We start from the raw sequence: 13,826 nt of genomic DNA, 5'->3' as shown, positions 1-13,826 counted from the left end.
CGCGGCCAACGCCTGGATGATCGGGTGGGGCCGGGTGCCGTCTCCCGCGAGCTCCGGCTGGAACAGGGTGGCGAGGAAGAACGGATGGCCCGGCAGCTCGGCCATACGCACGTCACCCGCCTCGTCGACGCCGCTGAAGCGCAGTCCGTGCGCACGCAGCACATCCAGATAGCCCGGCTTGAGGCCATACGAGCAGTGGTACCGCTCGACAGTCCGCTCAGCTCCCAGGACACGCTCCGCCAGCGATCCTGGCTCTACCTTGACCGCGCCTTCGTGACCGACCAGGGAGCACGCCAGCGGGACGATCAGCAAGTCGTCCGCCTCCGGTTGATTCTCTCCGTGGTCAACGCCGGAGAGCCCGCACACGTCTCGCGCGAACTCCAGGACCGCGTGCTGGAAGCCACCACAGGTGCCCAGAAACGGGATCCCCTGCTCACGCGCGGTGCGGGCCGCCGCGATCGCCCCGGCTTCGCTGCGATACGGGCTGCCCGGCACCAACCAGATGGCATCGAACCCGGTGAGGGCGCCGGCGGATTCCGCGTCCTGGGTCGGGACCCAGTACGCGTCCAGGACCAGTTGGTCGCGCCGGGCCAGCGCGTCGAGAAGACCGGGGACACGGGCGTGGGCTCGCACGCTGGGCGAACGGTCGCCCACCAGCGCGACACGGGCTGTCGAAACATTCAAAGGCTCAGGCATGCGGACATCCTGCGCCGACAACCGAGTTCAGCACCAACGATGATCCGTGACCCTTCCATTAGCGATACTGATGGACATGGATCCGCACCTTCTTCGCACGTTCGTGGCCGTGGCACGCTGCGGTTCCTTCTCCGAAGCGGCCCGCGAACTGGGCTACACCCAGTCGGCGGTGTCCCAGCACATCGCCGCACTCGAAAGCGACCTCGGAGCAGTCCTGCTGCGGCGGCGTCCGGTCTCGGCGACGGCCGTCGGCACCCGGCTGCTCGAGCACGCCGGGCCGCTGTTGTTGCGACTGGACGCCGCCCGCGCGGACATCGCGCGCCTGACCGCAGCACCCGCCTCCCGCATCGTCATCGGCGCCTCACCGCTGGCCATGACGCCACAGCTCACCGGGACGCTTGCGGACATGCGTCAGACGCAGCCCCTTTTGGGGGTGACGGTGCGTGTCCTCGGCCGCGAGGCCATCACCCACAAAGTCGCGACCGCGGCCCTGGACCTCGGCCTGGTCGACGGCATGGCCGCGCCCAACGACCCACTCCACCTCCCCGACGTCGGCCCACTCACGGCGTTGGCCGTCACCGAGCAACCGCTGGCCGTCGCGCTGCCCGCTCAGCACCCGCTGGCCGGCCGGACCAGCCTCCGCCTGACCGACCTCGCCGACGCCCGTTGGATCGACGCACCCGACACCGCCATCCCGCTCGCACAGTTGCGCACCGCCGGCGGAACCGACGGCTATCGCGCATCCTTGCGCTACGAAGGAACCGACGTGCGCGGACTCGTCGTCCTCAGCGCCACAGGCCATGGACTCGCTCTGCTGCCCCAACCAACGATCGACGGCATACCCGGCATCAGCGCGGTCCTCATCTCCGCACCACGACTGATACACCGCACCGAAGTCCTGCACAGCAACGCGGTGGACGGCCCTCCCGCACTCCTCGCAGCAGCCCTCCTGGCGGCCACCCAATGACCGAGACCCCACACCACCTCGACTTCCAGGACCGGCACCTACCACCTGGCCCTCGCCCTCGGCCTGGCTGCCCGCAGCGCCTGGTGGATCCGCCGCCGCACGCTAGCCGCGTTGTGCACGTCGGCAGGGTCCGGTGAACACGTGGCCGAGGTGCTCGTCCAGCGCCGCGAGGGCTGCCGGTTCCGGTGTGCCGTCGGGGTCGATGTGTGTGTGCAGGGCGAGCCCTTCCGTAAACGCGACGATCCTCAGGGCCTGGCCGGCGGCGTCGACACCCTCGGCGACCTCGCCGCACTCCGTGCCATTGCCGATGGCCTGGGCGACGCGTGAACGGATGACCGCAAGGGTCTCTCGCTGGACGGCGGCAAGGCGGTCGTTGTGTGCGGCCTGGTCCGCGAAGGCGAGACGGACCAGGAACTCGGCGCGGCGGGCGTCGTCGAGCGGGATCAGCTCGGCCAACGCCTGCCGCAGCATCTCGGCAATGGTGCGGCCCTCGGCCTCGCCTCGGTTCACCGACACGGTCCCCGCAACCGGCAGCGCCCCGCCCGCTCTCGCCTACGGCCTGGGTGTCTACGTCTACGCCACCGAGTGCGGCCCCGCGTACGGCCACGGCGGCAGCGCCCCCGGGTACCTGACCTTCGCCCTCAACAGCCGCGACGGCCGTGACCAACTCGTCGCCCACACCAACTGGAACTCGTTCGTCGACACCGGAATCGACGAGGACTTCTGGGCCGCCTTCCAGGAGGGATACTGCAACGGCTTCCGATGACCGGCCGCGCACTGGAACGGCACCGACACGTCTGTCATCGGGACCTCGGGCGGCATACATGACCTGTGTGGCGCGCCATCGGCGACGTGGAGGAGCAGAAGAGAAGGGTGCCGAAACAACACCGGCTCCGTGACACTCGCGCACACTGGGGGAGTGGACCGACAAGAACTGGCGGCCTTCCTGCGCAGCAGGCGCGAGCGGATCACCCCCGCCGAGGTGGGGCTGCCCGCCGGACCGCGCCGCCGCACCCCGGGGCTGCGACGCGAGGAGGCGGCGCAGCTGGCATTCATCTCGACCGAGTACTACACGCGGCTGGAGCAGGCCCGCGGCCCGCGCCCGTCACACGAGGTGCTGGCCGGGCTGGCCCGGGCCCTGCGCCTGTCGGACGCCGAACACGATCACCTCCACCACCTCGCCGGCGCACCGCCCGGCCCGCCGCCCGGGCCCTCGCGGGAGGTGCGGCAGAGCATCCTCGACCTGCTGCACCGGCTGCCGCAGGCGGCGGCGATCGTGACGTCCGCGGCGTACGAGGTGATCGCCTGGAACGATCTGGCGGCCGCCCTCATGGAGGACTTCTCCGCCCTGCCGCGGCGCGACCGCAACCTTGTGCGCCGCGTTTTCCTCGGGCCGCACCCGCAGGGGCGGCGGTTGTACGGGGTGTCGGACGCGGACCTGTTCGCCCGCACCTCGGCGCAGCGCCTGCGCGCCACCGCCGCCCGGTACCCCGACGATCCCGAGGTGACCGAGTTGGTGAGTGAACTCCTCGCGGGAAGTGAGGAGTTCACCCGGCTCTGGGCCTCCCACGACGTGAACGCGGGGCGCACCCTGTGCAAGACCTTCCAGCACCCGCTGGTCGGCCCGGTCACCGTCAACTGCGACGTCCTCGACATCTCCGACCGGGACCAGCAGGTCGTGATCTACACCGCCGCCCCCGGCTCCCCGTCCGAGGAGGCACTGCGTCTGCTGTCGGTCATCGGCACGCAGCGCATGGACGTGACCGGCTGAGCAACGCCCCGCCGCATTCCGCTGGTTCCAAGAGTTGCACGCTCACTCCTCGACGAACGTGACGGTCTCGTCGAGCGGTGCCCGACCCGTTCGGGCGTAATCCACCGTGACGTCCTCGAAGCCGATCGACATACCGCAGAAGAGGATGAGCTCGTCCGGGGGCGCCGTAACGCTGCTCGCCGAAGACGGAACGGCGTTCACGGTACGGGGACTTCAGTGCGGGCGGGTACATCTCGTACTCCCGCTCGTCCCAGGCATCGCCGGCGGCCACGCGCTCGCCGACGCGCTTCTTGAGTTCGGCCAACGGGCTGCCGGTCAACACGCAGGCGTGCCACGGCTGGAGGTTCGAACCGGAGGTGCCCAGGCCGCAGCAGCCAGTACACGTTCCAGAACCTCTCTCGGGACAGGCCGGCCGGGTGAACCCGCGCACTGCCCGTCGGCACGCGGACGCGCCTACGCGTCGTCCCCCGCGGGATAGGCGAACCGGGTCAACAGGTCCATCAGCTGCTCGGGTTCACCGGACACCAACTCGGCGATCAGACGCTCGGCCAGCGGCTCCGCCGCAACGTGGACTGCGTGGAAGAGCGCGACCCCCTGAGGTGTGATGAAGGTGGGCCCGCGGTCGACCAGCTCGATCAGTACGGCGAAGTGCCGCAGCTCGATGCCGTGCGGTCGAAGCGCCTCGGTCATCACCGTGGCCGCGCGCAAGTGTGCCCGGCGCAGTAGCAGACCAAGAGCGAAGGGGGAGGCGTCCCCGGGCGGCCGACCGCACCCGAGGTGGTGGTTCCGCTGTCACAACGGCCGACTCTGTCCTGTCTACCTGCTGACGGACAAAAGAAGAGAGGCAACCATGCGTGAGATCCTGATCGTTGGTGGCGGCTACGCGGGCTTCTACGCTGCGTGGGGCCTCGAGAAGACGTTGCGGAAGGAAGAAGCGAGGGTCACGGTCGTCGACCCGCGTCCGTACATGACCTACCAACCCTTCCTGCCGGAGGTGACGGCGGGGTCGATCGAGGCACGCCATGCCGCCGTCTCGATGCGCCGGCATCTGCGTACCACCCGGCTGATCGCGGGGAGCGTGACCGAGATCCGACACGCAGACCGGACGGTCACCGTCCAACCGGTGAACGGAGCAGGCTACGAACTGCACTACGACATCCTTGTGGTCACCGCCGGCGCCGTGACCCGTACGTTTCCCATACCCGGACTGGCGCAGCAGGCCATAGGCCTGAAGCACGTGGAAGAGGCGGTGGCCATCCGCGACCGCCTGCTGACCGCGTTCGACCAGGCGGCGTCGATGCCGCCCGGCGCCGAGCGGCAGAGGCTGCTCACGGTCACTTTCGTGGGCGGCGGGTTCTCCGGGGTCGAGGGCTTCGGCGAACTGCTGTCGCTGGCCACCGCGATGCTCAAGGCCTACCCGGAACTGAGCTTCGACGATCTGTCCTTCCACCTGGTGGAGGCCCGGGACCGGATTCTGCCCGAGGTGAGCGACAAACCCGGAGCCTGGGTGGTGCGCTCCTTGGAACGCCGCGGCGCGCACGTGCACCTGAACACCGAACTCATCTCCGCCGAGGGCGGGCACGTCGTGCTCTCCAACGGCGCGGAGTTCGACTCGGCACTGATCGTCTGGACCACCGGCAATGCCTCGAACCCCGTCGTACGCCGACACGCGGACCTGCCGATCGACGAGCGTGGCCTGCTCGTGGTCCGGGCGGACCTCCGGGTGGGCACCGACGGTGATCCGGTACCGGACGTGTGGGCGGCCGGAGACGACGCGGCCGTACCCGATCTGGCCTCGCCGGTAGCGGGGGCACGTACGGTGCCGAACGCTCAGCACGCCGTACGGCAGGGCAGGCGTCTGGCGAAGAACATCGCAGCCGATCTGCGGGGAGGCAGGGTCCGGAACTACCGTCACAGCAGTCTGGGAGTGGTGGCCACGTTGGGCTTGGGGCGAGGAATCTTCCAGTACAAGGGGATCGTCATCAAGGGCTTCCTCGCGTGGCTGATGCACCGGGGCTACCACGTACTGGCCGTGCCCACCTGGGAGCGGAAGGTCCGGGTGCTCACCGTCTGGCTCACCGCCGCACTGTTCGGCCGGGATCTCGTCTCACTGGCCTCCGTGCAGCACCCGCGGGACGCGTTCGTCGCCGGCGGGGACCCGCAGGGTCCCGAGGAGAGCCGGGCCAACGATCACACCGCCGCATGAGAAATCGGGTACGAGGAACACCCCGGCGCCGCGGACAGCAGGGAGGCTGTGGAGGGCGCTCAAGACAGTGTGAAACATGCCATGACACTGTTTCCGATCGGTGCGGAGACGGCCGCATACGCGGGTTCGGCGAAACAACAACGTTTGATACAATGTTCACAGTGTTTCGGGCATCGTGCGACACGGTCCCCGTGGAAGGTGTCCGGAACGCCCCTCGGCACCTGCGACCGGAACGGAGCAGGTGCGGTGCTCCGGACGCCACTCGATCCCCCGCGAGTCGGCGTCCGGAGCTGTGTCCGATGATGTGTCGCGCGTCGGGCCGGTGGCGCCTGCCGCTGCCCGTTCGTTCTCCCTCAGGACTGCTTGGCGCGGTAGAGCCCCCGGCCGGTTCGACGAATACGGGACGTGCCGACCAGGCGGTCGAGTGTGCTCCGGACCCCGTTGATGCTCCCGCTGTCGGTATCGCGTCCCAGAGCCGCCGCGACATCGCGAGCACGCACGTCGGCGTCGCCGACCCCGGCGAAGTAGTCCAGGATCTGCCCGGTGAGCTTGCCGTAGTCCCGCTGTTGGTCCGCCTCTGCGCGGGACCCGCGGGAAACCCGCTTCCCCGCGCCCTGCCGGCTCTTCGACTGCCGGACACGGGGTTCCGCCTTCGGCACGACACCGGCGGGCCCTGAAGGAGCGACGTCCGTCTGCGCTTCTGCGGGTGCCGCGGCCTGGCGCTGTCCGGTCTCTGCCGCGGTACGGGCGGTGCCCGCTGAGGCCGCCGGGTCGAGCATCAGGACTTCGAGGGCGCTGAGGGCCCGCTGGACGGAGCCGAGATGGGCCACGACCGCGGCCAGTTCCCTCTCCAGGGCCTGCTTCTGGACCTCCAGTCGGGCCAGGTCCTCCTGGAGGCTCTCAGTGGTGATCTCAATGTTGTGCGCTGCGCGAGTTGCCGAGACCATGTGTTCCTCTCACCCTCAACCCTTCTTGCCCGTTCGCACCCGGCTCACCAGCGGTTCCGCTCGGCCCGAACGCCGGGATGGGTACCTCAAGGCCATCATATGCAGGAGCGCACTCCGCACAAAGATGGGCCCATCGACCACATGTTTCCCGAAGGGGCGGCCGTACTCCGAATTCCTGTGATGTTGTGGCAAGAAACTTTATCGTACCAATTGTTGCCACTGTTGCGCAGCGTACGCAACGGGTAGGTGCTGGTCGCGGTGGAGGAACACCCCGCGAAGCTACTGCGTCATCGACAGAATCCGGGCGCCTGCCCGGTCAGGGCCCGCACGCAAAGGAGTACGTCAACCACTCCTGGGATGCGCGGTCGGAGTGAGGAGCGAAGTCGTCTCGCCGGAGGAGCCGCCGCAATCCTCCTGTTCGCCGGCCCCCGGCGGCGTCGCACGGCGCAACTGCCGCAGTGTTTCGGAGACCGCCTCGATCCGGGCGTCGACCGTGTCGAGCGCCTCCTGGAGCATGCGCAGACGAGCCTCGAGCAGGGCGGCCTCGGCTGCCAGAGAAACACTGGCGGTGGCGGGATCGGGGTGCTGGTCGGAGTTTCGGGGCATCTTGCGTCTTTCTTCGGCTCAAGCCCGGGGTTTCACGAAACGGGAGTTGGCGGCGGATGGCGGGCGGAGGAACCCGTACGACTCGGCCGCGCCGGTCGCGCGGCCGGCGCCGCGAGTGGGCTCGAACGGGTGCTGCACGGGTCCCACCCGCATTGACCGAGCAGCCGAGGGAGTTGTGACAGCCCCGTCCGACGCCGGTAGTCCTCCGCCGTACTCACGATGAGCCCTCGAAACACATCGCTGCCTCCGCGGTGCATTCGACAACAGCGGCTGCCAATTGCCACTGTCTTAACAAAAATTGTGATCTTTGCCCCTGATTGTCGGCTTGCGTGAGAAGGTGGCGGGCACGAAAACAACACCGGCACAGGTGCGGCCGTGACTCCGCATCTGTTGTCACAACAACTTGTCATGGCGAACCTGTCACAGAACGGGGGCGGGCGTGGTCAATGAATGCAGATGCGATTGGAGCAGCCGTGACTTTCAGCGACCACAGCCTTTGCGGCAGTCGGCCGGCCGGACCTGGAGAGCCCGATGGCCGAAACGGCCACGCCCAGGAGGCCGCCGGCGGGGCGGTCCGTCACGCGGCGGCCGCATGATCACTCCACTGAGCAGCACCGACTCCCGGAGGAACGGAGACAGCAGGATCATGCATCTCGAGTCGTCCCCCACGGAAAGCACTCTGGACCAGGCCGTCGCTGTCTTCGTGGAGCTCCGGCCGCGCCTTTTCGGCATCGCGTACCGCGTGCTCGGAAGTGCGGTCGAGGCGGAGGACGTGGTCCAGGAAGTATGGCTGCGCTGGCAGAAGACGGACCGTTCGGTAGTGGTCAGCCCGGCGGCGTTCCTGTCGAGTGCGACCACTCGTCTGGCCATCAACGTGGCCCAGTCCGCCCGTGTGCGACGTGAGACCTACATCGGCCCGTGGCTGCCCGAGCCCATCGACACGAGCTCCGACCCGGAGGTGGGCGCGCAGCGGGCGGAGGCTCTCGAAATGGCCTTGCTCCTCGTGCTGGAGAAGCTGAACCCCACCGAGCGGGCTGCCTACGTTCTGCGAGAGGCGTTCGACTACGCCTATGCCGAGATCGCCGAGATTCTTCAGCTCAGCCCTGTCAACGTGCGGAAGATCGTGAGCCGGGCCCGTAAGCACCTGGCGGCCGGGGAACGGGAGACCGTGGACACGGCGGAGCACCGACGGCTCCTCGAGGCCTTCGTCGCGGCGGCACAAACGGGAGACATCGCCTCGCTGGAGGCTCTCCTCACGCCGGACGCCGTCAGTCTGTCCGACGGCAACGGTCTGCGTGGCGCCGCTCGTGTCCCCGTTCTCGGCCGCGCCCGGGTGGCGAACCTGTCGACTGCCAATTCGTGGTTCTGGCCCACAGCGGACGTCCGGCCGGTCCAGGCCAACGGGCGGGCCGGCGTGATGATCTACCGGGACGGGCAACCCGCGACCTTCATGACCGTAGGCGTCTCCGAAGCGGGCATTCACCAGGTGATGTGGGTGTTCACCCCGAGCAAGATCGCCGCGTTCCTCGAGTCGGGGTCTCGCTCCGAGTGGACCGCCGAAACGGAGGAGGATGCGCGGTAACCGCGCCAAGTCCTCTCTGCCGTTCTCCTCGCGAGAAAGCGGCCCTCGGGCCGGGTCAAGGGTGTGTGCCGGGGTCCGGTTGGTTCCAGGTGCGGAGTTTGTCGGGGTTGAGGGTGACCCATACCTGTACGACGTGGTCGCCGTCGATGTCGAGGCTGATGACAGCGGCCACTTGATCGTCGTAGCGGACCACGAGTCCGGTGCGGCCGTTGACGGAGTGGGTCCGCAACGTGGTGCGTGGGTGTCGGGCCAGCAGCGTCAGCAGACTGTGCGCGACCTGCCGACTGCCGTGCACGGGCTTGCTCAGGGCACGGACCTTGCCCCCGCCGTCGAAGAACACCGTGGCGTCGGCAGCCAGCAGGGACGCCAAAAACGCGGCGTCCTCCGTGACACAGGCCTGCCGCACCGCACGCACCACACCGTCATGCTGCTGTGGTGTGGTGGCACGTGAACGACGCACCCGCAGACTACGCCGGGCACGATCGGCCAGTTCGGCAACCTCGGACTCGGCCTGCCCCACAATGTCCGCGATCACACCGGGCGCCATACCGAAGACGTCATTCAGCACGAACGCCGCCCGCTCAACCGGACTCAACGCGTCCAGCGCACCCAGCAACACCGCACTGACCTCCTCCTCCAACACACCCCCCGACCCCGTCTTGGTCTCCGCCTCGCGGTCGGTCCCGGTCCCGCTGTCGCCGTCGGCCCGGTCCAGCGCCCGGCCGTCACCCTCCTGCCCACCCGGCAACGCCAGCCGCGCCAGACAGATACCCCCCGCCACCCTCACCAGCCAGCACCGCGGCACCGAGATCCGCCCCCGCACCGCGTCCGGCAACTCATACCAACGCCGGTAGACCTCCGCCACAACACCCTCAGCCGCACACCCACTGCCCAACATCCAATACCCGACATCCAACAAAAGCCGCCGCTCGTCCAACAACTCCACGATCGGCACCCCATCACCGGCATCACTCATACGCCAACCACTCTTTCTCGTGCGCTTGATACTCCTGACCGGGCAGACGTAGATCTTGTGACACTCTGCCCTCAAGATCAGGCGAAGGCTGTCTGTCGCCGTTGCCCTGTGATGGAGAAATGCCTGAACTCGGCTATCAGGGCTGATCCCGTGGAGGGAACGACACAGTGGCAGAAACACTGTGTACGGCCCAGACCGGTCGGCCGGCCGCATCGCAACGGTATGTCACACCGTCACCGACTGGTTGGTCATATAGGAGACAGCAGTTCACGGACCCCCGCCATGGAACGAGGGGTGAAAGATGAGCAGCAAGGATCAACCGGTCGAACCACAGCAAGGACGCAGAGGGGAGAAGATCGCCGACTGGGCAGAGGGACGGCTGGGTTACCGCGGCGTGGCCAGAGCCACCATGCGGAAGGTCTTTCCTGATCACTGGTCTTTCATGCTGGGGGAAATCTGCCTGTACAGCTTCGTCATCCTTGTCCTCACCGGTGTGTACCTGTCCTTCTACTTCCACCCGTCGTCGGAGCAGGTGATATACGAGGGCAGTTATGCCCCTCTGCAGGGTCAGCTGGTGTCGGAGGCATTCAACTCGACCATGCACATCTCCTTCGATGTCCGTGGCGGCCTGCTCATCCGGCAGGCCCACCACTGGGCGGCGCTGATCTTCGTTGCCGGTGTGTTCGTGCACATGATGCGCGTCTTCTTCACCGGTGCGTTCCGCAAGCCGCGCGAGATCAACTGGGTGCTCGGCTTCTCACTGTTGATCCTGGCCATGTTCGGAGGACTGACCGGATACGACCTGCCGGACGATCTCCTGTCCGGAACCGGGCTCGCCGTCGTGAACGGAACGATCCTCTCCGTGCCGATCGTCGGCACCTATCTGTCGATGTTCCTCTTTGGCGGAGAGTTCCCGGGTGATGACCTGGTGGCTCGCTTCAACACCATCCATGTTCTGGTGATCCCTGCCCTCATGGTGGCGCTGATCGTCGCCCACGTGGCCCTGTCCGTCCGCCACAAGCACACGCAGTACCCCGGGCCCGGGCGCACGAACAAGAACATCGTCGGTATGCCGTTTCAGGTATATGTCGTCAAGTCGACTGGATACTTCTTCCTGGTCTCCGGCGTGATCTTCTTCATCGCGGCCGTCGCGCAGATCAACCCCATCTGGCAGTACGGTCCTTATCGGCCGGACCAGGTCTCGGCGGGGTCGCAACCCGACTGGTACATGGGCGTGGCCGACGGCTTCCTCCGGGTCATGCCCGGCTGGGAGATCAGTTTCTGGGGCCATACCCTCGCGCTCGACAACCTCGTTCCGCTGCTGGTGGGCGTCGGCCTCTTCCTCGCCATGGGTGCATATCCCTTTATCGAGGCCTGGTTGACGGGCGACGACGGAGAACAGCACCTTCTCGACAGACCACGCAACCGACCCGTGCGCACCGCGCTGGGTGCCGCATGGCTGAGTGTGTATCTGGTGGCGTTGATCGGCGCGGCGAACGACCTGATCGCCACCCATCTTCATCTTTCCGTCAATGCTGTGACGTGGGCGGTCCGCATCGGTCTCTTCGTCGTCCCGCTCGCCGTCTACGTCGTCACCAAACGGTGGGCCCTCGGCCTCCAGCGACGCGACCGCGACAAAGTACTGCACGGTCGCGCGACGGGCGTCATCAAACGTCTGCCGCACGGTGAGTACGTGGAGGTGCACGAACCGCTCAGCCGGCAACAGCTGCACGCGCTCACGGCGCACGAGCAGTACACGCCCCTTGCCCTGCCGGGCAGCGAACAGGGTGTGAACGGCAGGCTCCCGAGGACCCAGCGGCTGCGGAGCAGACTCAGCCGAGGTCTTTACGGGCAGGGCACGCAGATCCGCAAGCCCACCGCTCGGGAGTACAAGGAGATCACCGGCGAGCGCCGACAGTGACACATGTGTGGGAAAAGATCGTCTTTCGATACATGTCACACCATCGACAGGTGTCCTGTCATAGGGGTGAAAGCGTCACACCGGCCCGCCGAGAGAAGGAGAACAACCGTGGACAAGCCGATTCTTGAACCTGCGGCCCAGATGCTCGCGGAAGCGACGGCCAAGCCGCCCTACCTGTACGAGCTCGGTCCGCAGGGTGCTCGGAAGGTCCTCGACGATCTGCAGGCGGCGCCCATCGAGAAACTCGACGCGCGGGACAAGTGGGTCACGGTGCCGGCCGAGGTCGGCGACGTACGGGTACGCATCGTCAAGCCCGTCGATGCCGAGGGCGCGCTGCCGGTCGTCCTCTATGTGCACGGCGGAGGCTGGGTCATCGGCAATGCCGGTACCCATGACCGCCTGGTGCGCGAGCTGGCCGTCGGAGCGAAAGCCGCCGTGGTGTTCGTCGAGTACGACCGTTCCCCGGAGGCGAAGTATCCGGTCGCCATCGAGCAGGCGTACGCGGCGGCCCAGTGGATTACGAAGCAGGGCGCCCAGGAAGACCTGGACGCCTCTCGCATGGCCGTGGCCGGCGATTCCGTCGGCGGCAACATGACCGCGGCGCTGACCATCATGGCCAAGCAGCGCGGTGACGTGTCCTTCGTGCACCAGTCGCTGTACTACCCCGTCACGGACGCTGCTCAGGACACCGACAGCTACCGGGAGTTCGCGGCCGGCCCCTACCTCACCGCGAAGGCCATGGCCTGGTTCTGGGACTGCTACACCACGGACCCGGCCCAGCGCGCCGAGATCACCGCGTCACCCCTGCGGGCCGACCCGGCCGAGCTGGCGGGACTGCCGCCCGCGCTCGTTCTCGTCGACGAGAACGACGTCCTGCGGGACGAAGGTGAGGCATACGCCCGCAAGCTGACGGAGGCCGGCGTGCCGACCACCAGCATCCGGTACAACGGCACCCTGCACGACTTCATGATGCTGAACCCCATTCGGTCCACGCACGCTTCCACGGCCACGATACAACAGGCCGTTCGCACCCTGCGTACGGCGCTCCACTCCAAGTGAGCCACGACCGCAGGGCAGTTCACGTACGGCCCACTCCACACCGCTCGGTGTGCGAGAGCCGACTGCCCGAACCCCTGCCGATCCGTCCAGCCGGACACAACTGAACCAACAACCGCGTCGAGAGGTCCTCTCATGAACCGTCCTTCTCTCCACCGGCGTGCCGGCACGCCGCTCTCCCTCATAGCGACGGTCGGCGTTGCCGCTGCGCTCCTCGCCACGTCGGTCGCCCCGGCGAGTGCGGGCAAGGGATCGTCGCCGCACACCCGCAAGCCGACCGTGGTGCTCGTCCACGGAGCGTTCGCCGATTCCACCAGCTGGAACGACGTGGTGAAGAAGCTGAAGCGTGACGGCTACCCGGTGGTGGCCGCGGCCAATCCGCTGCGCGGGCTGAGCAGCGACGCCGCCTACCTCAAGGAACTCCTGGCCAGTATCGACGGGCCCGTCGTGCTTGCCGGACACTCCTACGGCGGAGCGGTCATCAGCAACGCCGCCCATGGCGCCGACAACGTGAAGGCGCTGGTCTACATCGCCGCCTTCATCCCCGAGAAGGGGGAGAGCGCGAGCGAGTTGGCGGGCAAGTTCCCCGGCAGCACGCTGGGCGAAGCCCTGCGCCCGGTTCCGATCACCCTGCCCGACGGTTCTCAGGGCGCGGATCTCTACATCCAACAGGACAAGTTCCACCACCAGTTCGCCGCCGACGTCCCGGAGAGCACCGCCGGCATCATGGCGGTCACCCAGCGTCCCGTGACCAGCGCGGCGCTGGAGGAGAGTGCCGGCGAACCTGCCTGGAAGGCCATTCCGTCCTGGGTCCTGGTGGCCACCGAGGACCTCAACATCCCCCCGAAGGCCCAGACGTTCATGGCCAAGCGGGCCCAGGCCCAGACGGTGGAAGTCCGGGCATCGCATGCCGTGAGCGTCTCCCGGCCCCATGACGTCGCCCAGATCATCCAGGAGGCGGCACGGACGGTCCGCTGACCGATCGTCGGCCAAGACGTGCGGGGTGGCGCGACGTCGCTGCCGGACCACATTGCCGACCAACTCCGTGACGCAGAGCTGGACGTCGTCGCAGGGTTCGCCCAGGCGCCGGCGGATGGC

At 67.7% G+C, this 13,826-nt stretch carries 15 protein-coding genes and 1 pseudogene; 9 read left to right on the top strand and 7 right to left on the bottom strand.

Annotation, left to right across the window (positions count from 1 at the left end; genetic code table 11):
• On the bottom strand, positions 1–696 hold a 696-nt coding region (locus AB0I18_RS49025), incomplete at its 3' end, for a hypothetical protein (RefSeq protein WP_363112346.1).
• Positions 697–772: 76 nt separating this feature from the next.
• Here AB0I18_RS49025 and AB0I18_RS49020 point away from each other — a divergent pair.
• Positions 773–1,663, top strand: a complete 891-nt coding sequence (locus AB0I18_RS49020; RefSeq protein ID WP_363112345.1) for a LysR family transcriptional regulator — start codon at positions 773–775, stop codon at positions 1,661–1,663.
• 102 nt (positions 1,664–1,765) lie between these two features.
• Here the strand turns inward: AB0I18_RS49020 and AB0I18_RS49015 are convergent, their stop codons facing one another.
• On the bottom strand, positions 1,766–2,134 hold the full coding sequence (locus AB0I18_RS49015) for a TetR family transcriptional regulator C-terminal domain-containing protein (protein WP_363112344.1): 369 nt from the start codon (positions 2,132–2,134) through the stop codon (positions 1,766–1,768).
• Positions 2,135–2,141: 7 nt separating this feature from the next.
• Between AB0I18_RS49015 and AB0I18_RS49010 the strand changes: the two genes are divergently transcribed.
• Positions 2,142–2,429: a hypothetical protein gene (locus tag AB0I18_RS49010; RefSeq protein ID WP_363112343.1), complete on the top strand. Its 288-nt coding sequence runs from the start codon at positions 2,142–2,144 to the stop codon at positions 2,427–2,429.
• Positions 2,430–2,582: 153 nt separating this feature from the next.
• Positions 2,583–3,434 (top strand): helix-turn-helix transcriptional regulator, encoded by an 852-nt coding sequence (locus AB0I18_RS49005; RefSeq protein WP_363112342.1) that lies wholly within the window; start codon positions 2,583–2,585, stop codon positions 3,432–3,434.
• 42 nt (positions 3,435–3,476) lie between these two features.
• Here AB0I18_RS49005 and AB0I18_RS49000 read toward each other — a convergent pair.
• Positions 3,477–3,864, bottom strand: a pseudogene (locus tag AB0I18_RS49000) (nitroreductase family protein).
• A gap of 23 nt (positions 3,865–3,887) precedes the next feature.
• Positions 3,888–4,124: a hypothetical protein gene (locus tag AB0I18_RS48995; RefSeq protein ID WP_363112341.1), complete on the bottom strand. Its 237-nt coding sequence runs from the start codon at positions 4,122–4,124 to the stop codon at positions 3,888–3,890.
• A 160-nt stretch (positions 4,125–4,284) separates the two neighbouring features.
• On the opposite strand from AB0I18_RS48995, the gene AB0I18_RS48990 reads away from it, so the two are divergent.
• A complete protein-coding gene (locus AB0I18_RS48990) occupies positions 4,285–5,640 on the top strand; it encodes an NAD(P)/FAD-dependent oxidoreductase (protein ID WP_363112340.1) in 1,356 nt (451 codons plus the stop codon).
• A gap of 353 nt (positions 5,641–5,993) precedes the next feature.
• Here the strand turns inward: AB0I18_RS48990 and AB0I18_RS48985 are convergent, their stop codons facing one another.
• Positions 5,994–6,587, bottom strand: a complete 594-nt coding sequence (locus AB0I18_RS48985) for a hypothetical protein (RefSeq protein WP_363112339.1) — start codon at positions 6,585–6,587, stop codon at positions 5,994–5,996.
• A 342-nt stretch (positions 6,588–6,929) separates the two neighbouring features.
• A complete protein-coding gene (locus AB0I18_RS48980) occupies positions 6,930–7,193 on the bottom strand; it encodes a hypothetical protein (protein WP_363112338.1) in 264 nt (87 codons plus the stop codon).
• Positions 7,194–7,839: 646 nt separating this feature from the next.
• Between AB0I18_RS48980 and AB0I18_RS48975 the strand changes: the two genes are divergently transcribed.
• Positions 7,840–8,775 carry an RNA polymerase sigma-70 factor gene (locus tag AB0I18_RS48975; protein ID WP_363112337.1) on the top strand — a complete coding sequence of 312 codons (936 nt, stop codon included), beginning with the start codon at positions 7,840–7,842 and terminating at the stop codon, positions 8,773–8,775.
• Between the two features lie 55 nt (positions 8,776–8,830).
• Here AB0I18_RS48975 and AB0I18_RS48970 read toward each other — a convergent pair whose 3' ends face one another.
• Positions 8,831–9,751: an RNA polymerase subunit sigma gene (locus AB0I18_RS48970; protein ID WP_363112336.1), complete on the bottom strand. Its 921-nt coding sequence runs from the start codon at positions 9,749–9,751 to the stop codon at positions 8,831–8,833.
• A 57-nt stretch (positions 9,752–9,808) separates the two neighbouring features.
• Between AB0I18_RS48970 and AB0I18_RS48965 the strand changes: the two genes are divergently transcribed.
• The 4 genes from AB0I18_RS48965 (at position 9,809) to AB0I18_RS48950 (ending at position 13,706) form a co-directional block, all read left to right on the top strand.
• Positions 9,809–10,180, top strand: coding sequence for a WhiB family transcriptional regulator (locus tag AB0I18_RS48965; protein ID WP_363112335.1), 372 nt, complete (start codon positions 9,809–9,811; stop codon positions 10,178–10,180).
• Entirely contained in the window at positions 10,146–11,672 is a 1,527-nt protein-coding gene (locus tag AB0I18_RS48960; protein ID WP_363112347.1) for a ubiquinol-cytochrome c reductase cytochrome b subunit, read from the top strand. The genes AB0I18_RS48965 and AB0I18_RS48960 overlap by 35 nt, the downstream gene beginning before the upstream one ends.
• 108 nt (positions 11,673–11,780) lie before the next feature.
• The gene (locus AB0I18_RS48955; RefSeq protein WP_363112334.1) at positions 11,781–12,731 is read left to right on the top strand and encodes an alpha/beta hydrolase; all 951 of its coding nucleotides are present in this window, start codon (positions 11,781–11,783) and stop codon (positions 12,729–12,731) included.
• A gap of 132 nt (positions 12,732–12,863) precedes the next feature.
• The gene (locus AB0I18_RS48950) at positions 12,864–13,706 is read left to right on the top strand and encodes an alpha/beta hydrolase (protein WP_363112333.1); all 843 of its coding nucleotides are present in this window, start codon (positions 12,864–12,866) and stop codon (positions 13,704–13,706) included.
• Positions 13,707–13,826: the final 120 nt, after the last annotated feature.

Origin of the sequence: Streptomyces sp. NPDC050704 (assembly GCF_040654355.1) — a bacterium.
Taxonomy (GTDB): domain Bacteria; phylum Actinomycetota; class Actinomycetes; order Streptomycetales; family Streptomycetaceae; genus Streptomyces.
The sequence above is the reverse complement of the archived record's forward strand: the minus strand, read 5'-3'. Positions and strand labels throughout refer to the sequence as shown.